The 23,091-nt window shown below is 49.2% G+C and carries 23 protein-coding genes and 1 tRNA gene; 7 read left to right on the top strand and 17 right to left on the bottom strand.

All coding sequences use genetic code 11. The features are described from left to right. Positions 1–89: 89 nt before the first annotated feature. Together prdC and AOA56_RS06785 are read right to left on the bottom strand one after the other, a co-directional pair. The gene (gene prdC, locus AOA56_RS06790) at positions 90–1,418 is read right to left on the bottom strand and encodes a proline reductase-associated electron transfer protein PrdC (RefSeq protein ID WP_024731845.1); all 1,329 of its coding nucleotides are present in this window, start codon (positions 1,416–1,418) and stop codon (positions 90–92) included. Positions 1,419–1,594: 176 nt separating this feature from the next. Beyond that, positions 1,595–1,692: transfer RNA gene (locus tag AOA56_RS06785), tRNA-Sec, on the bottom strand. Positions 1,693–2,008: 316 nt separating this feature from the next. On the opposite strand from AOA56_RS06785, the gene AOA56_RS06780 reads away from it, so the two are divergent. Together AOA56_RS06780 and AOA56_RS06775 are read left to right on the top strand one after the other, a co-directional pair. Beyond that, complete coding sequence (locus tag AOA56_RS06780) at positions 2,009–3,043, top strand: proline racemase family protein (protein WP_048620762.1); 1,035 nt, start codon at positions 2,009–2,011, stop codon at positions 3,041–3,043. 110 nt (positions 3,044–3,153) lie between these two features. Next, on the top strand, positions 3,154–3,741 hold the full coding sequence (locus AOA56_RS06775) for a TetR/AcrR family transcriptional regulator (protein ID WP_024731844.1): 588 nt from the start codon (positions 3,154–3,156) through the stop codon (positions 3,739–3,741). An 18-nt stretch (positions 3,742–3,759) separates the two neighbouring features. Here the strand turns inward: AOA56_RS06775 and AOA56_RS06770 are convergent, their stop codons facing one another. The 10 genes from AOA56_RS06770 to yedF form a co-directional block, all read right to left on the bottom strand. After that, positions 3,760–5,742 carry a sodium-translocating pyrophosphatase gene (locus AOA56_RS06770; RefSeq protein WP_024731843.1) on the bottom strand — a complete coding sequence of 661 codons (1,983 nt, stop codon included), beginning with the start codon at positions 5,740–5,742 and terminating at the stop codon, positions 3,760–3,762. Positions 5,743–5,880: 138 nt separating this feature from the next. Continuing rightward, positions 5,881–6,117, bottom strand: coding sequence for a putative Se/S carrier protein (locus AOA56_RS06765; RefSeq protein WP_053769236.1), 237 nt, complete (start codon positions 6,115–6,117; stop codon positions 5,881–5,883). Continuing rightward, on the bottom strand, positions 6,114–6,320 hold the full coding sequence (locus tag AOA56_RS06760; protein WP_048620760.1) for a sulfurtransferase TusA family protein: 207 nt from the start codon (positions 6,318–6,320) through the stop codon (positions 6,114–6,116). The genes AOA56_RS06765 and AOA56_RS06760 overlap by 4 nt, the downstream gene beginning before the upstream one ends. A gap of 52 nt (positions 6,321–6,372) precedes the next feature. Continuing rightward, on the bottom strand, positions 6,373–7,473 hold the full coding sequence (gene yedE / locus AOA56_RS06755; RefSeq protein ID WP_024731840.1) for a YedE family putative selenium transporter: 1,101 nt from the start codon (positions 7,471–7,473) through the stop codon (positions 6,373–6,375). Positions 7,474–7,493: 20 nt separating this feature from the next. Then, the gene (locus tag AOA56_RS06750; RefSeq protein WP_053769235.1) at positions 7,494–8,633 is read right to left on the bottom strand and encodes an aminotransferase class V-fold PLP-dependent enzyme; all 1,140 of its coding nucleotides are present in this window, start codon (positions 8,631–8,633) and stop codon (positions 7,494–7,496) included. A gap of 168 nt (positions 8,634–8,801) precedes the next feature. Beyond that, positions 8,802–9,707 (bottom strand): selenium metabolism-associated LysR family transcriptional regulator, encoded by a 906-nt coding sequence (locus AOA56_RS06745; RefSeq protein ID WP_053769234.1) that lies wholly within the window; start codon positions 9,705–9,707, stop codon positions 8,802–8,804. After that, a complete protein-coding gene (selB, locus tag AOA56_RS06740) occupies positions 9,704–11,620 on the bottom strand; it encodes a selenocysteine-specific translation elongation factor (RefSeq protein WP_053769265.1) in 1,917 nt (638 codons plus the stop codon). Before selB ends, AOA56_RS06745 begins: the two co-directional genes overlap by 4 nt. 30 nt (positions 11,621–11,650) lie before the next feature. Further along, entirely contained in the window at positions 11,651–13,045 is a 1,395-nt protein-coding gene (gene selA / locus AOA56_RS06735) for an L-seryl-tRNA(Sec) selenium transferase (RefSeq protein ID WP_024731836.1), read from the bottom strand. Between the two features lie 30 nt (positions 13,046–13,075). Beyond that, positions 13,076–14,125, bottom strand: coding sequence for a selenide, water dikinase SelD (selD, locus tag AOA56_RS06730; protein WP_082349889.1), 1,050 nt, complete (start codon positions 14,123–14,125; stop codon positions 13,076–13,078). Between the two features lie 169 nt (positions 14,126–14,294). Continuing rightward, positions 14,295–14,900: a sulfurtransferase-like selenium metabolism protein YedF gene (yedF, locus tag AOA56_RS06725; protein WP_024731834.1), complete on the bottom strand. Its 606-nt coding sequence runs from the start codon at positions 14,898–14,900 to the stop codon at positions 14,295–14,297. Positions 14,901–15,157: 257 nt separating this feature from the next. Here yedF and AOA56_RS06720 point away from each other — a divergent pair, with 257 nt between their 5' ends. The 5 genes from AOA56_RS06720 to AOA56_RS06700 all read left to right on the top strand — a co-directional run bounded on the left by AOA56_RS06720 (position 15,158) and on the right by AOA56_RS06700 (position 18,972). Beyond that, a complete protein-coding gene (locus AOA56_RS06720) occupies positions 15,158–16,024 on the top strand; it encodes a class I SAM-dependent methyltransferase (protein WP_024731833.1) in 867 nt (288 codons plus the stop codon). Further along, complete coding sequence (locus tag AOA56_RS06715) at positions 16,021–16,635, top strand: carbohydrate-binding family 9-like protein (protein ID WP_242843440.1); 615 nt, start codon at positions 16,021–16,023, stop codon at positions 16,633–16,635. Before AOA56_RS06720 ends, AOA56_RS06715 begins: the two co-directional genes overlap by 4 nt. 60 nt (positions 16,636–16,695) lie before the next feature. Continuing rightward, positions 16,696–17,427, top strand: a complete 732-nt coding sequence (gene nagB / locus AOA56_RS06710; protein WP_024731831.1) for a glucosamine-6-phosphate deaminase — start codon at positions 16,696–16,698, stop codon at positions 17,425–17,427. A gap of 72 nt (positions 17,428–17,499) precedes the next feature. Beyond that, entirely contained in the window at positions 17,500–18,615 is a 1,116-nt protein-coding gene (nagA, locus tag AOA56_RS06705) for an N-acetylglucosamine-6-phosphate deacetylase (protein ID WP_048620756.1), read from the top strand. Positions 18,616–18,633: 18 nt separating this feature from the next. Continuing rightward, on the top strand, positions 18,634–18,972 hold the full coding sequence (locus AOA56_RS06700; protein WP_034594257.1) for a hypothetical protein: 339 nt from the start codon (positions 18,634–18,636) through the stop codon (positions 18,970–18,972). Positions 18,973–19,103: 131 nt separating this feature from the next. Here AOA56_RS06700 and AOA56_RS06695 read toward each other — a convergent pair whose 3' ends face one another. The 5 genes from AOA56_RS06695 to AOA56_RS06680 form a co-directional block, all read right to left on the bottom strand. Next, a complete protein-coding gene (locus tag AOA56_RS06695) occupies positions 19,104–19,760 on the bottom strand; it encodes an HAD family hydrolase (protein WP_048620755.1) in 657 nt (218 codons plus the stop codon). Positions 19,761–19,781: 21 nt separating this feature from the next. Continuing rightward, positions 19,782–19,940 (bottom strand): hypothetical protein, encoded by a 159-nt coding sequence (locus tag AOA56_RS16110; protein ID WP_167337748.1) that lies wholly within the window; start codon positions 19,938–19,940, stop codon positions 19,782–19,784. A 105-nt stretch (positions 19,941–20,045) separates the two neighbouring features. Continuing rightward, positions 20,046–20,975 (bottom strand): serine O-acetyltransferase EpsC, encoded by a 930-nt coding sequence (gene epsC / locus AOA56_RS06690; RefSeq protein WP_024731827.1) that lies wholly within the window; start codon positions 20,973–20,975, stop codon positions 20,046–20,048. Positions 20,976–21,156: 181 nt separating this feature from the next. Then, positions 21,157–21,789, bottom strand: coding sequence for a GntR family transcriptional regulator (locus AOA56_RS06685; protein ID WP_024731826.1), 633 nt, complete (start codon positions 21,787–21,789; stop codon positions 21,157–21,159). Continuing rightward, positions 21,786–23,075: a hypothetical protein gene (locus AOA56_RS06680; RefSeq protein ID WP_053769233.1), complete on the bottom strand. Its 1,290-nt coding sequence runs from the start codon at positions 23,073–23,075 to the stop codon at positions 21,786–21,788. Before AOA56_RS06680 ends, AOA56_RS06685 begins: the two co-directional genes overlap by 4 nt. Positions 23,076–23,091 lie beyond the last annotated feature (16 nt).

Raw genomic sequence — 23,091 nt, 5'->3', positions numbered from 1 at the left:
CCTTCGGCTTTTCGCCGTTTTCTATATACAACCACACCGCATGGTGACGCAGAATGTGATGTACTTTTATGCTATACCGTTTCTTAAAACTATTTTCCTTCCGGAAGCTGTTCCACCTGTTTGGACACTCTCAGGAATCTGTATAACGGATGCCCGATCGTTCTCATTACATGGTCTGTCTGATGGAACACTTTCAACTTCATCTTCGGTGCGGATCCCATGACTGTATTGGAGCAGTCTGAGCAGTTGCCGATAATAATATATTCACATCCGTCCTTCTTGAACTGGATATTATTCTTGGCCTGTCCAGGACAGTTGCCCGGTCTCTCACACTTCAGCGGCGCACCAGGTTTATTCTCTATGGCCTGCTTACATCTTGCTACGGATGCTACAACTCCATTCATCTTCTCGCAAATGTCCCTCATGCGAGCCTCGCTGCCGCCGCAGGCGCAGACAAGAAGTCCAACTTTTGCCCCATGAAGATTCGGGAAATCAATGGTGACGATGATGCCTCCCGTTGTTTTCGTAACCGGCGCGTCCTCTGTGGTGGCGCTTCCTGTGAAAGGTCCTCCCATAATGATCTCTCCGTAGAGGCCGTCAATGCCGCCGGATCTTTCGATCATCTCTCCGACACTTGTCCCAACCGGAACATCCATATAAACATGCGGCTCATTTCCGCCGTTTAACTTACCGATCACTGTCATATTCTTTAAGAAGCACGGCTTTCTCTCCTCGATCGCCTCTGTCACTCTGGAGATCGTCTCCACATTCACCACGACCGCATTGGCAGCAGATGGAAGCTGTGTCGTCTCAAGCTCAATGCCAAGGCACTCCCTGACAACCGCACGTTCCTCTCCCATCGGGTAAATATCCGGAAGGAGATGGATTGTCATGGCTTTCTCATCTTTGATTGCGGTGCGGAGCGCGTCAATCGCCTTTTCATTTTTCTTCTTAATAGCAAAAATAGCTTTGTCAGCTCCGGCGATGTCCATACAGTATTTTACACCGCGCACGATCTTGTCGCTCTGCTGTTCGATCTGTCTAATGTTATGGTACAGTCCCGGCTCACACTCTGCCGCATTGATCAGAATGTATCCATGATCCAGATGCGCGTCAAGCTTGATACCTGTCGGGAATCCGGCTCCTCCCATTCCAACAACTCCGGCCGCCTTCACCATCTCAAGCGGTGTACCCTCCGGAATCTTCTCATACTCGTCCGGCTGTTCCTCGTCTGGCCGGATTACAATCCGGTCTTCCTTAATCTCTTCTACCACACCGTATACACTGGAGAAAATATTCGCTCCAAGTCCGGTTGGTTTTGCTACAAGTGTACCTTTTTTTACCAGGTCTCCGGCCTTCACTACCGGCTCACATGGTGCTCCTACGTGCTGACGCAGTAAAAGTTGAATGTTTCCCATAACAACATGCTCCTTTTCTTTATATTTTATGCGGGATGAAACATGCGGCCTGCAAATCCGTTCTTTCTTCCCATCGTGATCCACAGCAATGTTTGTTTATTGATAATATCTATAATGGCATCCCCTCCTGCTGCTGCCGGCGGATGCCTGTAAACCCTTATATCCGGGCTATTTTCTGGCGAGGGCATGTGGGAATCGAACCCACCCAGGACGCTCTTAACGCCCCACACTGGTTTTGAAGACCAGGAAGCACACCAGTTACTCATCTACCCCCATATTTCAAGATACGCCTCTCGACGCATAGACAATTTACCACAGTTCGCGGCAAATTTCAACAAAAATATTTTTATTTTTCAACCACTTGTATTTTAGCAAATAATCGTTGACTTTTCAAGGCTTTTCCCTCATAATTGTAATTACCGACTAGACGGCATACTAGAATAGGGTCTAGTTCCCGTTTTCTTCGACAAAACAGGGATTTTGACAAGACCTCCGAGACAGATTTGGAACTTGATTTTCTCTTTTTTGTCACATTTATATTTATTGACATTTTCTATAAATATTTTTACTTACTCAAAGGAGGATTTTTTATGGAACTGCATCCAAAATTAAACCTTGACAGCTTTGAGGCATCTTTTCTGGCTGTCGATACGCATACTGTAGGAGAGTTTACCCGTATCGTTGTTTCCGGTTTCCCGAAGCTTGAGGGAAATACGATGATCGAGAGAAAGCATTATCTCGCCGAGCATTATGATCATTTCCGTCAGGCTTTGATGTATGAGCCGAGGGGACACCATGATATGTTCGGAGCCATCGTAGTAGAACCGATCAATCCGGAAGCTGACTTTGGAGTATTTTTCATGGATACAGGCGAATACTTGAATATGTGCGGTCACGGAACCATCGGTACAGTCACGGCTCTTATTGAAACAGGCCTGATGCCAGCTACAGAGCCTGTGACAGAAGTTGTACTGGAGGCTCCAGCAGGACTCATCCGCACAAAAGCAGAAGTTAAAAACGGAAAAGTAGTCAGCGTTACTCTGACAAATGTACCGGCTTTCCTTTATAAAAAAGATTTAAAAACTGTTGTAGACGGCAAGGAAATCACCTACGACATCGCATTCGGCGGCAGCTTTTTCGCCCTGATCGATGCGGAACAGCCGGCTCTTAATCTCCATGTAGATCCTAAAACCGTACCATTTTTCCAGGATTTCGGGATGAAGCTTCTTGACAATGTCAACCGTGAAGTTGAGATCCAACATCCGACTCTGGATATAACAAGCGTGGATCTTGCTGAATTCTACTGTCATACCGACACACCAGGATGCAGCCGCCGTAACGTGGTCATTTTCGGAAATCATATGGCCGACCGTTCTCCTTGTGGAACCGGGACAAGCGCAAAACTTGCCACCCTGTACGCAAAAGGTGAAATCCAGATCGGGGAACCGTTTATCTACGAAAGCTTCATAGGTTCCAAGTTTAAAGGCGTTATCCTCGGCGAAGCAAAAGCCGGTGAATATGACGCCATTATCCCGCAGATCACTGGATCTGCCTACATTACAGGCCTTTCCACCTATGTCATCGACAAGGATGATCCTCTGAAATACGGGTTCCAGGTGGGCTAGGCAGATACCTCCGGGGATCTGACTGCAAAAAGGCGGGGCGGCAAACACCGTCCCGTTTTTCTTATTTCTATCAGCCATGTACATCAGCACAACAGAAAGGACTGACAGCCATGCCAAGAAAACGCTCATCAACCAAAAGCCGCATTGTCAAGGCAGCGTGGAATCTTTTTTATAAAAAGGGCTATGATGGGACTACTGTCGAAGATATCATCGCCCTTTCCAAAACTTCAAAAGGTACCTTTTATCACTATTTCAAGGGAAAGGAAGCGCTTTTAAATTCCATCTCAGATCTGTTCGACTCCAAGTATGAGGAGCTCCGATCTGAGATCGATCCGAACCTCTCCGCCTATAATACGCTTCTGTATCTGAATCGGGAGCTATTCCATATGATCGAGACAAGCATTGATGTCAATCTGATTGCTTTTCTCTACTCTTCCCAGCTCATCACGAAAGACCACCGCTCTCTTCTTGACGAAAACCGTCTGTATTTTATGTGGCTCAGAGAAATTATCTCAAAAGCGGTGGAGTCCGGAGAATTCTCCCCGGACTCCTCTACGGATGAGCTGTTAAAGCTCTACGCCATGTATGAGCGTTCCATGATCTATGACTGGGCGCTGTGCAAAGGAACGTATTCCCTTTCCCAGTACAGTTCCCGTCTTCTTCCTCATATGCTCGATACTTTTATTCATGGTATCTGACCTGTCTCTTACTATCTGCTAGAGCAGACTTCCGATGGAAAGGAACAGAGGAGCAAATACAAGGGATACGATCGTCATCAGCTTGATAAGGATGTTGATGGATGGTCCGGATGTATCTTTAAACGGGTCACCCACCGTGTCGCCAACTACGGCAGCCTTGTGCGCTTCGCTTCCCTTTCCACCGTGATGCCCATCCTCAATGTACTTCTTCGCATTATCCCATGCACCACCTGAATTGGACATAAAGACCGCCATCAGTACACCTGTCACAAGCGCTCCTGCCAGAAGTCCTCCAAGTGCTCCTGTTCCAAGAATCAGTCCTGTTGCCAGCGGTGACGCTACCGCCATAATTCCAGGCACCAGCATTTCCTTAAGTGCCGCTGTCGTGGAAATTGCCACGCAGGACTTGTAATCCGGCTTTTCTGTTCCTTTCATAATTCCAGGCATCGCCTTGAACTGTCGTCTTACTTCTTCAATCATCTGATATGCCGCCTTAGATACGCTCTGCATCGTCATGGACGAGAACAAGAACGGCAACATACCTCCGATGAATATACCGATAATAACTCGATTATCCAGAATATCAATCTGATCCAGATGCACCGCCTCTGCATAGGAAACGAACAACGCAAGTGCTGTCAGTGCCGCGGATCCGATGGCAAAGCCTTTTCCGATCGCCGCTGTTGTATTTCCTACAGAATCCAGCTTATCTGTAATCTGACGGACAGACTCATCCAGCCCGGACATTTCCGCAATACCACCTGCATTATCCGCAATCGGTCCGTACGCATCAACTGCCACGGTAATTGCCGTTGTAGAAAGCATTCCGACTGCTGCCAGCGCAATGCCGTAAAGTCCGCAACACTGGTACGCCGTAAAAATTCCCACACAGATCAGAAGCACCGGCGCCGCCGTGGATTTCATTCCAACTGCCATACCACTGATGATGGTGGTCGCCGCCCCAGTCTCAGACTGGGATCCGATCTCCTTGACAGACTTGTAATCCGCGGAAGTATACACCTCTGTAATCATTCCAATGAAAAGTCCTACTGCCAGACCGGAAATTACCGCGCCTGCGGCCCAGAGATTCCCAAACAGAGCGTAGCTGAAAATCAGTGATACAATCACCACAAGGGCACTGGAAACGTAAGTTCCCATTTTCAGCGCTTTATGTGGGTCAGATTTCTCATCTCCCTTGACAAAGAACGTCGCCAGCATGGACGCAATCAATCCCAGCCCGGAAATCAACAGCGGGTACGCGACACCTTTTGTCTTATAGTATACAATTCCAAGTGTCAGCGCGGAAATAAGCGCACCTACATAAGATTCGAAAAGGTCTGCTCCCATTCCTGCCACATCACCAACATTATCGCCGACATTATCTGCTATGACCGCAGGGTTTCTCGGATCATCCTCCGGGATTCCCGCCTCCACCTTACCAACCAGGTCAGCTCCGACATCCGCTGCCTTAGTGTAGATACCACCGCCCACACGGGCAAACAGCGCAATCGAGGACGCGCCGAAGCTGAATCCGGACAGTACGTCAATATCCCCTGTGATGAGGTAAATCACACTTACACCAAGAACGCCAAGACCAGCCACACAAAGTCCCATAACTGCCCCACCGGAAAACGCAATAGAAAGCGCCCGGTTCATTCCGGATTTCATGGCCGCGTTCGCTGTACGTACATTTGCCTTTGTCGCCACCTGCATACCAAAATATCCTGCAAGTGTGGAAAATGCCGCTCCGGCCACAAAACAGATAGCCGTCACGATGCTTCTTGTACCGACGCCGATCAGTACAAAAAGTACAATTACAAAAACTACCAGAATCTTATATTCTGCCATCAGAAACGCCCTGGCTCCTTCCGAAATCGCGTCGGAAATCTCCTTCATCTTTTTCGTCCCAGCTTCCTGCCTTGAAACCTTCATCGCCAGATAAACCGCAAATAACAAGGCCGCAATGGCAAATACCGGAACAAGTTTCATCATCATTGTCATAAACGATCTCCTCCCTTCCTGTATGACATTGTATGATTCTGTTTTGCGCTTTTTGCGGAAAAGCTTCACTTGCCGATGCTTTTTTCCTAAAAAACACAGAACCCGGATTCTCATAATGAAAATCCGGGTTCTCTCTTCTTATACCATGCAGTCATGGAGCTCTTCGTGCTCAATTCCGATCCGATCCATAATACCAATCACCGCGTCTCTCTCTTCTGGTTCAGCGCACCAAGCGAGTCCGCATCCTGCCGAGATCGCCCTCGGTACCGGAATCAGCCTTCCGTTTACTTCATGTTCCTTGCAAGCCTTCTCCATAGCCATCGCGTCTGCTGTCGTATGGAATGTTACTACTAACCTTAATTCTTTCTTTCTCATGGTTCAATCACAATTTCAAATTCAGAGCCCTTTTCTGTCACCGTAACCTTTCTGCCTTTATCTTTTGCGAATTTCTCCACATTGGTTCTCTGATGGGGCTCGCTTACAAGTACCTTTACCGGCTCCGTCGTCCCTTTGATCGCCTCTGCTGTCAGCATGATCGGCTCCGGACAGGAAAGTCCTCTGGCATCTACTTCCTTCATTTCATTATCATCCTTTCTCCTAGAATAACATACCTCAACCTGAATTGCCACACTATTTCGCCATTTTTCGCCTATTGGTCAATGCGATAATAAAACATACAACGATACAAATGATAACCGCGACCTGTCCTGCCGTACTGACTCCGCCTGCTGTAGCTGCCTTGTCCGCTGTCGCCGCACTAGCTGCCGCTCCGGCAAGGCCAAAATTATGAGATACCGCCGCTCCCACAAACAGACCTAAAACAGTCACTGCAGAATCGGAAGATCCCTGTCCTGCCAGAACGAGCTGACGAAGCGGGCAGCCTCCTGCGAGCACTGCAGCGAATCCTACCGCGTACATTCCGAGAATGTTCCATAGATGTGCGGAATGTGCGATTGGCTGTCCACTGAATCCCAGATGGAATCCGCCTGTAGCAAGATTGTAAATGAGCATTACAACAAATAATCCGGCAATTACGGAGATCAAGTCAAAGCTCTTTACAAGAATTATATCCCGGATACTTCCGGCAAAGCACATTCTGGATTTCTGCGCGAACGCTCCGAAGATCAGTCCACCGATCAGGGAAACAAAAATCGGAGCATGAAGCGCTCCCGGTCCTGCCCCCGGCTCGGAAACCGCAAGCAGTGTCGTCGCTACACTTAAAATCAAAATACCAACGAGTAAAAGCGGTAACACAGTTCCACTGGCGGCGTTGGTCTCATGCGCTCTTCCAAGGCTGAAGCCTTTCTTCAGGAAGAAGGCTCCCGTCGCGACTCCCGCCGCAAATCCGATCAGGGCAACCCATGCGTTTAAATCCCCTGCGGACATACGGATCACCATACGAAGCGGGCAGCCAAGGAATGCCAGTGAACCGATCATAATAATCATTCCAAGTACAAACCGAATCAATGGGGAAGATCCGCCTGTAGACCGGTATTCCTTTGTGGCTGCTGAAATCGCAAACGCGCCAACTACAATGCCTACGATCTCCGGTCTTGCGTACTGCACCGCCGAGGCACTGTGGAGCTTGAGCGCTCCCGCCGTATCTCTGACAAAACATGCAATACAGATCGCCATATTAGCCGGATTTCCCATCGCTGCCAGAACCGCTGCTACGATTCCGCAGACCACTCCTGCAAGTGCCAGTTTTTTCTTTGAGTCTGATAAATTCATTCTCTTTCTCCTCCTGTTTCCTATTCTTCTTTTGCGAGTTCTTCGACCGCACGGATGGCAGTCCGGATCTCCTCCTCTGTGTTAAAGTGAGAGAAACTGAATCGTACCGATCCTTGTTCTGACGTACCGAGCGCCTCATGCATCAGTGGAGCACAGTGGCCGCCTGCCCTGGTGGAAATATCATATGTCATCAGCAGTTCATCGCTGACTTCTCCGGAATCGTAGTCCCCGATATTGAGCGTCACAATAGGACAGCGCTCCTTTACATCGAAGTCCCCGTATACCTTGATGCCCGGAATGTTCCGCACGCCCTCATAGAACATCCACATCCACTTCTGCTCTGTTTCCCGGATCTGATCCATCCCGACACGTTCAATGTAGGCAACCGCCGCATTGAGCCCCGCAATCCCGTGTCCGTTAAGTGTCCCCGCTTCCAGAGCCGTCGGCATCTCGGTTGGATGATAGTGGCTGTACGTCTGTACACCGCTTCCCCCTGATTTCAGCGGGTGAATCGTCAGCCCCTCTCTCACATAAAGGCCCCCTGTCCCTTGTGGCCCCAGAAGCCCTTTATGCCCCGTAAAGCAGAGTACGTCAATGTTCATTGTCTTTACATCGATCGGGAATACTCCTGCCGTCTGGGACGCATCTACAATATAGAGAAGCCCGTGGTCGTGAGCCATCTTTCCGATTCTTCCGACGTCCAGCATATTTCCGGTCAGATTAGATCCGTGAGTCGTCACGATGGCCTTTGTCCTGGGCCTGATTGCCTCTTCGATATCCTCATAACGGATTCTGCCTTTCTCATCAGCTTTCACAAACGTCACATCTGTCCCTGCATCCTGCAGATCATACAGCGGACGAAGCACTGAGTTATGTTCCAGCATCGTCGTAATCACATGGTCTCCAGATCCCAGCAGTCCCCGGATCGCCGTATTGAGGCTCTCGGTAGAATTTAAGGTAAAGGCGATCTGCTTCGGCTCATCCGCTCCGAAAAGACGTGCCAGCCGTTCTCTTGCCTCATAGATAATTCTTGCCGCCCCCAGAGACGCTGTGTTGGCCCCCCGTCCCGCATTTCCAAGAGATCCCATTGCATGAACAACCGCCTCGATCATTTCCTGCGGCTTATGCATGGTAGTCGCCGCATTGTCAAGATAAATCATAATCTCCTCCTCCTCTGTTGTAACAGTTCAGTCGATCTCTCATTCCTGAATGTTACCCCTTGCTCTTTAGTATATCTTCTTTGTCAAAGCACGTCTAATTTAAAATGACAATAAAGCGGCCTGCTTATAGACGTATCCTATAAGCAGGCCTTCCTTTCCCATCTGCTTCTACTTTTTAATTTCGTACATTTCCTTTACAACCCGGATAAAACGCTCCGCCGATTTGGAAAGATGGAAATTCTTATTGTATACGATATTAATGTCTCTTCCTTCTCCTTCCCCCGGCACCTTGCGCCACAGCACTTTCCCTGCCCGGATTTCCTCTTCTGCCGCAAGCCTGGAGATAATGGAGATTCCCATACCATTCGCCACGGAACGTTTGATCGCCTCCTGGCTTTCCATACTTGCCACAATAGCGAGACGCTCCACATCAATACCGTACCACTTCAACTGCTTCTCCGCTTCTTTTCTCGTACCGGAACCTTCTTCTCTCATAATGTAAGGCTCATTTTTGAGCCAGCTTAGATCCTCCTTCTCCATAAGCTCACGGTATTTTCCTGTATTCGGCATAATAATAATCAGCTCATCTTTATAAAACGGAATGTATTTGCAAAACTTTCTCTCCAGTACAGTCCCGGAAAATCCGATATCCGCAGCGCCCCCCGCAATCAACTCGATTACCTTGGAGCTGTCTGTCTCGATCACTTTGAACTGTTCTTTCGGATACTTTTCAATAAACCGCGACAGAATCCCAGGCAGAATATACTGTGCCGGGACTGTGGACGCCGCAATCGTGATCTTTCTGACGTCAGACTGTCTCTCCCCGCAGAAACACGCCTCGATCTGTTCTTCCAAATCGATCATCTGCTTTGCGTAGCTGTAGAGGATCGTACCATCCTCTGAAAGACTGACTTCCTTTGTATTTCTGATAAACAGTCTTGCATCCAGTTCTTTCTCTAATGAGGCAATATGCGCGCTGATCGTCGGCTGTGTCAGGTACAGCTTCCTTGCGGCCTTGGAAAAGCTTTTCTTATCCGCGACGCATACGAATGCCTCCAACTGTTTTAAATTCATAGATATGCAACCCTTTCGCTCTCTGCTCCTGTTTTCTTTGTCACTTTCTGACCGTCCATATATTCCAGGATTGGCTTGGCACTCTTTCGGCTCGTATGGAACATATCCCGCACTTCAGCAATCGTAATCATCCCGTCTTTTGCAAGCTTTTTCTTGATCTTCTCTTTTGCCTGTTCCATATAGTCAGCCAGCGTATACATTTCATCGTTGATTTTTACGACAGCACCCTCGGAAATCAGCACCTGGAGGACGTCCTCCTTAGTCCCTTCCGAAAGCTTTGGAAATGTAATCTCAGAAAACCGCACAAAGTCATACCCCGCCTTCTCCAGCGCCTCCAGAATAGTCCGGGACGCTTTTTCAAACTCTGCGTCCTTTGGAATCATATAGTCCGCGCTGTGAAGATACTCTCCGCTTCGCCCGATCTTTCCTTCTTCGGTCAGCATCTCAATATACAAATCAAAGACGTTCGGCTTGACCTGTTTCATAAACCGCATATGAACCTCCGCCTTTGGTATACCAGGACGGTATGGATGTGCGCTGTGGAATGCTCTCAGCTCTTCCCGTATAGCCGCCGTCATGCTCTCCTGCGAGCTGATATGCCATACATATGTCTCTTTCTTCATCAGAAACACAGAGATCCTTCCCTCTTCCCTGAGCTCTTTTATATCTTCTTCCACTTCCTCAAGAGAAAGCGCTGTGATCTTCGCAAGTTCAGAAACCGATACCATGTCTTTCTCATGCTGGCGGATATGCAGCTCAATGACGTCAGCCGAGGATCCAGACTCTTTCTGTCGAAGCTCCTCAATTACATCCGGCTGGAACCGCTTTTTCCATTTCGGATTTGGCTCCAGGATCACGCCTCCCCCTATGGTCTCCATCGGAGAATAGAAGCGCACGACAAACCGGTCGCCTCTTCGCACCGCAATCTCCTCTTCCAGTCGAAGCTGTACAAAACCGCTCTCTCCCGGTCCGATTTCCTCTTTATCCAGAAGAACCGCACGACAGAGTACCTCGCTGGTCCCGGTAAAAAGATGAAGTCTGCTGTTATTCACCAAAATCCTCATAGAGGATGGCAGTACATTCAGACGTACATCCAGCAGATCCGTATTTTTCATATTCTTTGGAGGCGCCAACACGCATCCACGGTGGATCTCCGACTTCTTAATATTGGAAAGATTGATTGCCACACGCTGTCCGGCATAGCAAACGTCCACGCTCTCCCCGTGAACCTGAATGCTGCGGATCTTACATTCTTTTCCGTTCGGGTACATACACAATGTATCTTCCCTGCGGATAATCCCCGCCAGAAGGGTTCCCGTGATAATCGTCCCAAAACCGGACATCGTAAATACACGGTCGATCGGAAGACGGGGAATTGTATGAATGTCCTTCTCCGTTACTTCATTTTCAGTCATTTTCTGGATCATATTCACCAGTTCGGAAAGTCCCTCCCCTGTCGCGGCGGACACCTTCACCACCGGAGCAGACTCCAGAAACGTCCCTTTCAGTTCGTCACGAATCTCCTCTTCCACAAGTTCCAGCCATTCTTCATCTACCAGGTCGCACTTATTGAGGACAATAATACTCTTTTCAATACCAAGCTCGCCCAGGATATCCATGTGCTCTCTCGTCTGCGGCATGATACCTTCGTCCGCCGCGATAACAAGCATAACCAGATCCATTCCGACTACACCTGCTACCATGTTGTTGATGAAGCGCTCATGTCCCGGAACATCAATAATTCCCGCACGGTCCCCGTTTGGAAGATCAAAGTATGTAAAGCCCAGATCAATCGTGATGCCTCTTCTTTGTTCTTCCTCCCATCGGTCTGTATTTCTTCCTGTCAGTGCCTTAATCAGCGTCGTCTTGCCATGGTCAATATGACCGGCCGTTCCTATAATAATGTGTTTCATGCTTTTCATTCCCACTGTCTGTATCGTAATTTATAAAATCTCTTTTAACTCTTCTGTCACAATCTTCATCCGGTCCTCGTCTATGGTCCTTACGTCCATTACGATCATATCATTGAATGTCCTTGGAATAACCGGAATCTCAAGATGGCGCATCGCCGTCTCAAGCTCCGGCACCGTCATCTCGGTTGGCCGGATACAGACTGCCATACTTGGAATCCGCTCAAGCGGGAGAGATCCTCCCCCGATCTGGGATTCGCACGGCTGTAAGGAGATCTCGGCTTTTATCCCGGCTCTTACCAGCATCCTCCTGAAACGAGCCGCCGCCTTCTCTACGTCTTCCCGGGATCTGGTAATCATTCGAAGCACCGGAATTTTCTTCACCGCGTTTTCCTCACTTAAATATTCCTGTAATACCAACTCCAGCGCCGTGGCTGTAAATTTATCGATCCGAAGTGCTCTTGTCAACTGGTTTCTCTTCATCTTGTCGATATACTTCTTCTTTCCGACAATGATACCTGCCTGCGGCCCTCCCAGCAGCTTATCTCCACTGAAGCACACCACGTCCGCTCCCTTGCGGATGGAATCCTGCACTGTCGGCTCGTAGGTCAGTCCGTACTTGCTCAGATCGATGAGTACGCCGCTCCCCAAGTCTTCAATGATCGGCAAATCATATTCCTGTCCGAGCGGAATCAGCTTGTCGATTCCCACGGACTCGGTAAAACCGACAATCCGGTAGTTGCTCGTATGAACCTTTAAAAATGCCTTTGTCTCCTCTGTCACGGCATCCGCATAGTCGGAGTAATGCGTCTTATTCGTCGTTCCGACCTCCACAAGTTTCGCACCGCTTTGCTCCATCACATCCGGAATCCGAAACTTGCCGCCGATCTCCACAAGCTCTCCTCTGGATACAACAACTTCTCCGCCTTTTGCCATAGAACTTAAAATCAGCATCACCGCCGAGGCATTGTTGTTCACCGCCATGGCAGCCTCAGCCCCTGTGATCCTGCACAGCAGCTTTTCAAAATGGGAATAACGTTCCCCGCGCCTTCCCGCCTCCAGATCGTACTCCAGATTGGAATATCCGCAGGCAACCTCTGCCAGCCTTGCCATATGCTCTCTGCTGATCGGGGCACGTCCCAGATTGGTATGCAGAACCGTACCCGTCGCATTGATCACCGGCCGCATATCCGGCGTGTGCATCTTCTCCACCCGGCGAATAATTTCCGGAATCAGCCCGTCCACCAGAATGCAAAGTGTATTCTCCTCGTCAAGTGTACGGATCTGCTCCCGCACAAACTCCGTCTGCTCCCTCACGGCATCCATCACCGTATCTCTGTCAAAGCGGGCAATGGCTTCCTGAATTCTGTCATCTTCCAACAGTATGTCCACCTTCGGAATACTGCGGTAAAATCTGCTTTTGTCCATTTCTTTTCTCCTGCGCTCATCCCACACGTTCTAAACAAGCCGGATAAACGTATTGTCCTCCTGATCTTTTTCCAATACTTCGCCAATCATGGCAACTTTCGTATCCAGTCCCTTTTTCTCAAAATCTTCCATGACAGCATCTGCCTGTTCCGGGGCCACACTGATGAGAAGTCCCCCGGACGTCTGCGGATCATACAGCAGATCCACATAATACTCCGGTGTATCTCCCACATCTACATAACGGCCGGAATGACCTCTGTTTTTGTAGGCTCCCGCAGGGATCAGTCCCATCTTTGCATATTCTTTCGCGTCCTCAAAATACGGAATCTTTCTGACGTCCAGATTCAGGCAAACCTGACTTGCTGTCGCCATCTCCGCACCATGTCCCAGAAGTCCAAATCCGGTGACGTCCGTACATGCGGACACATCATATTTCTCCACAACTTCTTTTGCCTTTTTATTCAGGGAGGACATCACAATCTCCGCCTCATGGATCGCTCTTTGCGACGCCATCTCCGCCTTGATTGCCGTATTGACAACACCGTTTCCGATCTGCTTTGTCAGGATCAGCTTGTCCCCCGGTCTGCAGCCGTAGTTTTTGAAAATCTTCTTCGGATGAACAAAGCCGGAGACGCACAGTCCGTATTTCGGCTCGTCATCCTGGATGGTGTGGCCTCCCACCAGTACGGCGCCAGCCTCCATCACCTTATCCGCCCCTCCTTTTAGGATTTCTCCTAAAATAGAGGGATCCAGACAGTTCGGAAACCCGACGATATTCAGAGCCACTTTCGGCTCTCCTCCCATCGCCCACACATCGCTTAGCGAGTTGGCAGCCGCAATCTGTCCAAACATATATGGGTCATCTACGATCGGAGTAAAGAAATCAACCGTCTGGATCATGGCGATGTCATCCGTCACTTTGTAGATCGCAGCATCGTCCGCCGTCTCTATACCGACGATCAGATTGTCATCATGGAATTTTGGCAGCTTACCCAGAACCTGGGCAAGGGTCTCAGGACCAATCTTGGCGGCTCACCCCGCCGTCTTCGTCATCTGTGTCAATTTTACTTCCTTGATCATCTTGTTTCTTCTTCTCCTTTCGCGTATACTTATAGAAAAAACTTATAACTTGTTTATTATATCATAAACAGACCCAAGTTCAACCGGAAATCTCTGTTTTATTAAGAAAAAACAGGACTGGCGCATTCTGATGCCAATCCTGTCATATATCCGAATACTGTTTGTCTGATTATGGCCGGATCACTTTTGTCGCCTGATCCATCGTCTCCACAATACTGTACATATTCGTCACGGTTCCGACAGCAAGCTTCTCTTTCAGACCGTAGTAGTCAAGGCATGTCCCACATGTCATAATTTCAACGCCCTGAGCTTCCAGGCTCTTTAAGTCCTCCAGTGAGTCCGATCCCTCGGTCGTCAGAGTTGCTCCCCCATTATAGAAGAGCATCGTCTTCGGCAGCTCGTCAAGCTGTGTAACAGCAAAAAGAAAACCTTTCATCAGGACTTTTCCGAGCTCATCATTTCCGCTTCCCATTCTGTCGGAAGAAACAACTACGATTGTGCTGCCTCTCTTGTCCGGTATACAGGAAACTTCCTCACTGTCTTTTGCGGCACAAGCTTCCCCCATCGCAATAAGAATCCGGTACTCTTTCTCCGCCACCTTCTCGGATGTCACCTTGCCGCCTGAGGACTGAGCCATCTTCGTCACGTTCTGAACGGCAATCTCATTGTCTACCAGAACTTCAATCGTATCCGGCCCCGTCATTTCCTTCATTGCGTTTTTTGTTTTAATTACAGGAATCGGACAGCTATCGCCGATTGCGTTTACTTTTATCATCTCTTGTTCCACCTTTCGTGTTTGGTTCCGTTTCTACCGCTTATTTTAACACTAAGCCGATAGACGGTAAACGGATTTACTTATCGGTTTTTCTTATGATATCTATTTGCTTTTTCTATATCTTTACATCCGTTCCTTTCACTACCCAAAAAACATTGAGGTTTTATTTCTTTACTGGTATAATAAACAGGATTATGGAAAGCCATATATCACACCAAAACAAATGACGATATATTTTATAGAAAGGATACATGATCATGTGGATTGCAGATGGTTGGAAAGAATATGAAGTAATAGACTGTTCCGGCGGCGAGAAGCTGGAGCGGTGGGGCGATTACCTCCTGGTCCGCCCGGACCCGCAGGTAATCTGGAATACAAAGAAAGAAAACGAAGGCTGGAAACATCCGAACGGCCACTATCACCGCAGTAAAAAGGGTGGCGGGGAATGGGAGTTTTTTAGTCTTCCCAAGCAGTGGCAGATCCATTACCGGGATCTGATCTTTCATCTAAAACCGTTCAGTTTCAAACACACCGGACTGTTCCCGGAACAGGCGACAAACTGGGACTGGTTTTCCGCAAAAATTCACTCTTCCAATCGCCCGGTCAAAGTACTGAATCTGTTCGCCTATACCGGCGGCGCTACATTGGCGGCCGCAAAAGCCGGAGCACAGGTCACTCACGTGGACGCATCAAAAGGTATGGTATCCTGGGCAAAGGAGAACGCGGCGGCTTCCGGTCTTTCAGACGCACCGATACGCTGGCTTGTGGACGACTGTATGAAATTTGTGGAGCGTGAAATCCGCAGAGGAAACCGCTATGACGCTGTTATCATGGACCCTCCGTCCTACGGGCGTGGTCCGAAGGGAGAAATCTGGAAGATTGAGGATGCCATCCATCCTCTGATCCAGAAGTGCGCTCAGCTTTTATCTAAGGAGCCTTTATTCTTTCTGATTAATTCTTATACAACAGGACTGGCTCCTGCGGTACTGTCCTATATGCTTGAGACAGAGCTGAAGCAATTCCACGGACATGTAAATTCCCAGGAGATCGGTCTTCCGGTGTCATCCAACGGACTCGTGCTGCCGTGTGGCGCCAGCGGACGTTGGGAGTGTGATTACGTATGATGCAGCTTACCATCCTCTCTTCTCCGGATCAGATAACGGAACACGGCACCACATTTTCAGTTTCCCACCTTCTCTGGGGAACCAAGCATGCGCCTGCTGTCACGGGCTCGATTGGTTATGTACAGGAAGATGGATTTTATGTAGAGATGATCTGCGAAGAATCCGATCCGCTGCGCCGGTATGAGGGGCTGTACGCTCCGGTATACCTGGACAGCGCGATGGAGGCTTTCTTCCACTTTCCGTTTGTCGGAAAAAGAAAATCGGAGCCTTCGCCTTACCTCAACCTGGAATTTAACGCAAACGGTGCCCTCCTGGCCCAGTATGGATACAGCCGGACAAAGCGCACGCCCCTCTCTCCGGAAGAGTGCCAAAGTCTCGCATACGAGGCCAGCCTCTGCGGTGATTTCTGGAAGGTCCATTTTCGCCTCCCCCTCTCTCTTCTTAAAAAGATTTACGGAATCACCGGATTTCAGCCGGAAGACTGCTTTTCCTGTAATTTTTACAAGATCTCCGAAGATCCGGACATCGAGCACTACTCGGCTTTCTCCCCGGTACTGACAACAACCCCGGACTTTCACCGGCCAGAATATTTTGCTCCTGTCTCGTTCTGAAAGTACTTTCCTTTTTTATATGCTATACTGTAACTATCAAGCAAAAGGGGGATTTTAACAATGAAATTCTACGAAGAAAAAGATTACGATGCACTGAGCCGGAGAGCTGCCAATATCATCGCAGCTCAGATGACACTGAAACCGGACTGTGTGCTTGGTCTTGCCACAGGCTCCTCACCGATCGGGACCTACAAATGTCTGATTGAGAAATATGAAAACGGAGATATCGATTTTTCGCAGGTGAAGACAGCCAATCTGGATGAGTACAAAGGACTCACAAGAGACAACGACCAGAGCTACTACTATTTCATGCATGAGAATCTGTTTGACCATGTGAACATTGATCCTGCAAACACCAACATTCCGGACGGCACAAAAGAGGACAGCGAAGCAGAGTGTTCCCACTACGAGGAAGTGATCGCTTCCCTTGGCGGCGTGGATCTGCAGCTTCTCGGTCTGGGACACAATGGACATATCGGCTTCAATGAACCGGCTGCAGATTTTCCGCAGGCGACGCACTGTGTCGATCTTCAGGAGCGTACGATCGAAGCAAACAAACGCTTCTTTGCTTCCGCTGACGACGTTCCGAGACAGGCGTATACGATGGGAATCGGTACGATCATGCGTGCGAAGAAAATCCTTCTCGTTGTAAGCGGTCAGGATAAAGCAGAAACAGTGGCAAAAGCATTTTTCGGACCTGTGACACCGGAGGTTCCGGCATCCATTCTACAGTTCCATCCGGATGTGACGATCGTCGGCGATCAGGCTGCTTTTTCAAAAATTCCTCGGTAACATGCAATCAGGGATGCCGTACGGAAAGAGTACTTTCCCCGGCATCCCTTTCTTTCAAAAAGGAGTATCACTATGATTATCAAAAATGTAAAAGTATACGGAGAAGATTTTCAGTTTCATCCCGGAGATGTGGTAATCGAAAACGGCGTATTCTGTGAAACTGCTTCCAATACCGGAGAAGTGATCGACGGAGAAGGCGCTTACGCGATTCCCGGCCTCATTGACATTCATTTCCATGGATGTATGGGTGCCGACGTCTGTGACAATGATCCGGAAGCAATCCGCACCATCGCCGAATACGAGGCCTCTGTCGGAGTCACAACGATCTGCCCCGCCACCATGACACTTCCGGTGGATGATTTAAAAAAGATCCTGTCCACCGTCGCGTCCTACACAAATGAGAGCGGAGCTCATCTTGTAGGTTTGAACATGGAAGGACCGTTCATCAGCGTCTCCAAGAAAGGCGCCCAAGACGAGCGGAATATTATCCCATGTGACGCCGCCCTTTTTCGGGAATTTCAGGAAGCGGCCAGGGGGCTGATCCGCTTCATCGGCGTTGCGCCGGAAACAGGACTCGACCGTACTCTTGATTTCATCCGGGAAGTCAAAGGGGAAGTATCTGTCTCCCTCGCTCATACCAACGCATCCTATACGGATGCGAAAGCCGCATTTGACGCAGGTGCCTGCCATGCGGTTCACCTTTTCAATGCCATGCCAGCTTTCACACACCGGGAGCCGGGGGTTGTCGGAGCTGTCTTTGACAGCAAACACGTCTTTGCAGAGCTGATCTGCGACGGCGTTCACATTCATCCGGCCATGGTTCGCGCTGCTTTCGCAATGATGGGATCAGAGCGGATCTGCCTGATCAGCGACAGTATGCGTGCTGCCGGAATGCCGGACGGCTCCTACACATTAGGCGGACTTGCTGTCAATGTTTCCGGAAAGCACGCCACCCTGGCAAAGGGAGGTGCACTGGCCGGTTCCGTGACGAACCTTGCAGACTGTATGCGTACCGCAGTCAAAGAGATGGACATTCCTCTGGAGGAGGCAATCCGCTGCGCTACCCTCAATCCGGCGCGTGCCCTGCATCTGGAGCACCGCTATGGAAGTATCGCCCCTGGAAAGACCGGAAACCTGGTTCTTTTGAATCCGGATCTTTCCTTAAAGCAGGTCATCGTCAACGGCTAGACAAAGGAGGTGCCGATTTTGAATCATCAGGATTTCAAATCTCGACCCGGATTTCTCTATCGTACCGGAGAGCGCTATTACTATCTTGGCAAATGGATCTGCCTGGAGTGTACGGACTATGAAGTAACGGATTCCCTCTATATGTATGAGCTTGCGTACAAGGAGCACAATCTGTCCGACCTGAATGTTTATTTTCAAAAAATCAGGGCATACAGCGACTTTGCCCTCGTCCCTCCATTTAACAAGGACGAAGTCTACCGGGCGCAGGATCTCCTCCTCGATAGTCTGAATGAAGAGCATACCGAAGATCTACGTCGGCAGATTGGCATGTTTGAGGAGTGCTTCCGGCAGTTTTAAACTGCTTATGCATACTCAACACGTTTCTCCGACAAAGCTCCCCGGTGTAAGTATATCCACTTATCACATTACCCGTAGGAAGAAAGCGCAAAACAGCCGTACAAAGGTCTCAGTTCTTTGTACGGCTGTTATTATGCATTTAAAAGATCAATCACATCTGCAAGGGAGGCGCACTGCCAAGTACAAAGCCTGCGGATCTCTCCGTCCGGCTGTACCAAATCCGGCACAACTATAGTCCGCATCCCGGCTGCGTGGGCAGAACGGATTCCGTTCGGAGAATCCTCAAGCGCCACAGCCTCTTGGGGTGCTGCTCCCAGCGCCTCGCACGCCTTTTGGTAAATCTCCGGGTCCGGCTTGGCATGAGTCACCATATCCCCAAAGACAGCAGCGTCAAAGTAATCCCAAATCCCGCCGTCTTGTAAAAGATGAGTAGAATACTCCCGCCTGGAAGATGTGGCAAGCCCCAGCAGATATCCATGCTCTTTCCCGTAAGATAAAAGAGCCTCTACTCCCGGCTTTTTCGGTACCCCTTCCTTCTCTTTGAGTCTGTGAAAGATTTCCCTGGTCATCTGATTGAACTGCTCCCCCGGAAACTCCTCTCCGAATACGCTCCGAAAATACTCACTCCGTCTTACTACATTAAATCCCAGCGTATGATAAATGTGATCCCCAATCCCAGGATACCCCAACCTTTCTCCGGCAATATACCAGGATTTCTGCACTACCCGCTCCGAGTCAAACAGAAGTCCATCCATATCAAATACCAGCGCCCTAATCTTTGGCTCCATCGTCTCTCATCCTTTCCGCCCCTATAATTTCCCGCTTCCCATAGCATCCTTCACATAGGAGGTCACATCCTCAAGCTTTTTCAGAATTTCCTGGCGCTCTTCCCATTCTTCTCCATGTACGTTAAGATCCACCAGCGCCTGTTTGACTTCTTTTAATTTCATAATAAGTTCCTGTCCCATAAAGTTTCCCTCCTTGTCTGTTTTTCTGTTTTTATTTTACTACTTCCCGCTGCCAAGGTAAAGCAAGATTTCTCCCAGGCAGAACAGCCTCCTTCCCTTTATACTCTAACTTTCCCACTCCCACAGATCCTTCCGGTCTTTCTTCTCTTTCTGCGTCTTGAACACCAGCTCAGCACTCTTGGCGCTCACTTTCGTGTACGCCGGCACCGTTTCCGTAATAAAGGTATTTCCTCCGATGATGCAGTGTTCCCCAATCACAGTCTCTCCGCCGAGAACCGTGGAATTGGAGTAGATCGTCACGTTGTCCCGGATCGTCGGATGACGCTTTAGCCCGGAAAGCTGCTGCCCATTTCTTGTGGAAAGCGCTCCCAGAGTTACACCCTGGTAAAGCTTCACAAAATCTCCGATCTCCGTCGTCTCCCCGATGACAATGCCGGTGCCATGGTCAATAAAGAAATAATCCCCGATCCTTGCTCCCGGATGAATATCGATCCCTGTCCTCCCGTGGGCGTATTCGGACATAATCCGCGGAATGAACGGAATCTTCTCCTCATAAAGCACGTGAGCGATCCGGTATACATACACTGCAAACAGACCCGGATAGGAGAAGATGATCTCCTCCTTACTCTGAGCCGCCGGATCCCCGTCAAATCCGGCTTTCACGTCCTTTAACAACTGCTGTTGAATCTGTGGAATCTGAAGGAAAAAACGATCCGTTACCTCTCGGGCCCGGGCTATCATGTCCTCCTCCCGCCCAGGATCTGCCTCCTGATAGTGCAGTGCAATCGTGATCTGTTCCTTCAGCGCCTCATATAGATGGTTGATCCTGTATCCTACATAATAGGTAGTATCTGGTTCCAGCGCACTGTCCCGACCAAAATATCCCGGAAAAATGATCTGTCTGAGATCTCTTATAATGGCGATCACTGTTGACCGGTCTGGGAGCATCCTCCATTTCTTGGGCATAAAGAGCTCCTCGGTGCGGTAATTTTCATTTAGCTTTGCTGCGACTTCATTGATTGTCTCTTTTTTCATATCGGCTCCATTTTCTTTTTGCTTTATTATAGTACAGTTTCCTTTCAAAGACCATACTTATCACAATAGAAAAAAGCAGGAAGATCTTTCGAAACCTCCTGCTCTTTTATGTGAGTTTGTTATAGCAACAAATGACAACTCCATTTTATTTTAAAGTTGTTACTTTTGCAAGTACTTTTTATCAATCCGGATACATAAATTTCCGAACCCGGTCCGGGCAGTCCTCATCTCCGGTGTAATAGATAATATCATTCTTGCGGAATACAGCCTTCGGCCCAGGAGACATCATCAGCACCCCGTTTCGCCGGATCGCGATTACCGTCGCGAACGTTTCTTGCCAGAAATCCACTTCCCCCACAGTCCGATCCAGATAAGGCGTTTCCTCCGTGACCACCATCTCGTACGGAATAAACGGGTTTGTCGAACGATATCTCTCAATCTGGTCAATCATCTCTGTCAAATAATCATAGAGCACTTCTATCTCCTGCTGCTGTCGCTTTACACTGTCGAGAATATTCCGCTTCAGATTATGGATGGACCGTGTCTTTTCCTGCTGCTGGAGGAAATTCTTCGCATTGTCCATCGATTTGATCAGCACCCCGCTATTCTTCTCGATTGTCACCACATCCCAGTCTGCAAGGATGCACATTGCCCTGCGCGCCGTCTCAGACGAGACGCTGTACTGACTTCCGATGGCAGAACGGGCATAGATCTTCTGACCTTCCTGATAAATGCCATTGACAATCTTGTAGGCAATATCCGTCGCAATCTGCTGATACTTTGGGATTCCGTTATCTGCCCTTTTCTTACTCACACTGTCTCATCTTCCTTTCTTTTCTGGCTCTTTGTCTCATCTTCACGGATCACGGAACAAAGCTCAGGAGATGTGATCTGAGCATCCCAGCAGCTACAGATTCCGTCTTTGTTGCCCTCGCACCAGTTAGAACTTGTGCAGTGCATAATAACGCCCGGGACAGCAAACATCCCGGCGTAACGCCCCGAAATTTTCCCGGCCTCCTGTCCGGCCACATACCCGTTGGAAACAAGGAAATGCCTCGGTGCATATGGTGCGAAATCCCAGTAGCATTCATCGGTTCCATGTCCCGGAACCGAAATGCACCAGTACTTCCGATGAAGAGGCACGAGTCCATCTTCATTTTTCTCTAGCCAAACCGCCCATTCTTTCCATCCGTTTCCGGTGTAAAGGAAATTCTCTTTCCCATCCTCTCCAACATGGAAAATCAGTCCCGTCCGGTCGTGGAATGTCCTTAGCAACTCCACACTCTCCTGGAATCGTTCCGCCATCCCCAGAAACCGCTCGTTTCGCCGAAGCTTTCTGAAATCTGCCCGGAACCCCCGGACTTCCTCTTCTAGCTCTACCGGGATATGTTCCCCGTTTCTCGGAATCTCCTCCATACCTGAAAGAGCCACAAGCCGCATGAAAATCTCCCGCATCCTTGCCGCTACCTGTACCAGTTCTTTCCACATCCAGCGATCCTGCTCATACACGGCTCCTGGAATCCCGATCTCCCCAAGCGTTTCCTCCAGATCCTTTCTAAGCCGTGTCTTCTGCGGCCAGAGCACCTGGATGTCCCCGACCTGATCTCCCCGCTTTAACAGTCGAATCGGACAGGAAATAGTCAGAAGCACTTCCATCAAGCCGGAGAGTGTTACGGCCTTTCCCGGCAGAAAACAGCTCCTGGAGAGATCCTGAAGCAGCAAAAGTGCCAGCAATTCACTCATCCATCGCTCAGAGAACAAATCGGGAAGACAGACTGCCTGAATTCCCGCACTTTCCTCTCTTACAATCTGTAAAAAACCACCGACGTGTTCCGGGTCAAACTGGGTAAGAAAAACAGTACAGCCATTCCTTCGGATATCCCCTCCAATCTCACGAAAGATTCCGGCGCTGTCCCTGCCGTTGATCTTCTTATTTCTCGTCCCACAGTTCACCGCAATTCTTTCATCTCCCTGTCCCAGGAGAAAACACTCTCCCAAGCCCACATTGTACATCTGTATTTCCATCATCCGGCCCTCTCTTTTGTCCTGTCTTTCCTCTGGTCTTCCCCTTACACTTGACAGGAGATTCCCTGTCGCCACGGCGGGAATCTCCTGT

This window comes from Sellimonas intestinalis (genome assembly GCF_001280875.1).
In the GTDB taxonomy this organism is placed as follows: domain Bacteria; phylum Bacillota; class Clostridia; order Lachnospirales; family Lachnospiraceae; genus Sellimonas; species Sellimonas intestinalis.
This window is presented reverse-complemented; position numbering and strand designations above follow the sequence as displayed.

Coding starts and splice junctions, on each gene's coding strand:
- AOA56_RS06775 (WP_024731844.1), top strand. CDS start 3,154: ATGCCAAGAAAACGCTCATCAACCAAAAGCCGCATTGTCAAGGCAGCG.
- AOA56_RS06760 (WP_048620760.1), bottom strand. CDS start 6,320: ATGAAGGAAGTAGATGCCAGAGGACTTTCCTGTCCGGAGCCGATCATG.
- AOA56_RS06720 (WP_024731833.1), top strand. CDS start 15,158: ATGTGGATTGCAGATGGTTGGAAAGAATATGAAGTAATAGACTGTTCC.
- AOA56_RS06780 (WP_048620762.1), top strand. CDS start 2,009: ATGGAACTGCATCCAAAATTAAACCTTGACAGCTTTGAGGCATCTTTT.
- epsC (WP_024731827.1), bottom strand. CDS start 20,975: ATGAAAAAAGAGACAATCAATGAAGTCGCAGCAAAGCTAAATGAAAAT.
- nagB (WP_024731831.1), top strand. CDS start 16,696: ATGAAATTCTACGAAGAAAAAGATTACGATGCACTGAGCCGGAGAGCT.
- prdC (WP_024731845.1), bottom strand. CDS start 1,418: ATGGGAAACATTCAACTTTTACTGCGTCAGCACGTAGGAGCACCATGT.
- AOA56_RS06695 (WP_048620755.1), bottom strand. CDS start 19,760: ATGGAGCCAAAGATTAGGGCGCTGGTATTTGATATGGATGGACTTCTG.
- nagA (WP_048620756.1), top strand. CDS start 17,500: ATGATTATCAAAAATGTAAAAGTATACGGAGAAGATTTTCAGTTTCAT.
- AOA56_RS06770 (WP_024731843.1), bottom strand. CDS start 5,742: ATGACAATGATGATGAAACTTGTTCCGGTATTTGCCATTGCGGCCTTG.
- yedF (WP_024731834.1), bottom strand. CDS start 14,900: ATGATAAAAGTAAACGCAATCGGCGATAGCTGTCCGATTCCTGTAATT.
- AOA56_RS06750 (WP_053769235.1), bottom strand. CDS start 8,633: ATGATTTATCTTGACAATGCGGCGACTACCATGCATAAGCCGCAGGAA.
- selA (WP_024731836.1), bottom strand. CDS start 13,045: ATGGACAAAAGCAGATTTTACCGCAGTATTCCGAAGGTGGACATACTG.
- AOA56_RS06715 (WP_242843440.1), top strand. CDS start 16,021: ATGATGCAGCTTACCATCCTCTCTTCTCCGGATCAGATAACGGAACAC.
- AOA56_RS06765 (WP_053769236.1), bottom strand. CDS start 6,117: ATGAGAAAGAAAGAATTAAGGTTAGTAGTAACATTCCATACGACAGCA.
- AOA56_RS16110 (WP_167337748.1), bottom strand. CDS start 19,940: ATGGGACAGGAACTTATTATGAAATTAAAAGAAGTCAAACAGGCGCTG.
- selB (WP_053769265.1), bottom strand. CDS start 11,620: ATGAAACACATTATTATAGGAACGGCCGGTCATATTGACCATGGCAAG.
- AOA56_RS06745 (WP_053769234.1), bottom strand. CDS start 9,707: ATGAATTTAAAACAGTTGGAGGCATTCGTATGCGTCGCGGATAAGAAA.
- yedE (WP_024731840.1), bottom strand. CDS start 7,473: ATGAATTTATCAGACTCAAAGAAAAAACTGGCACTTGCAGGAGTGGTC.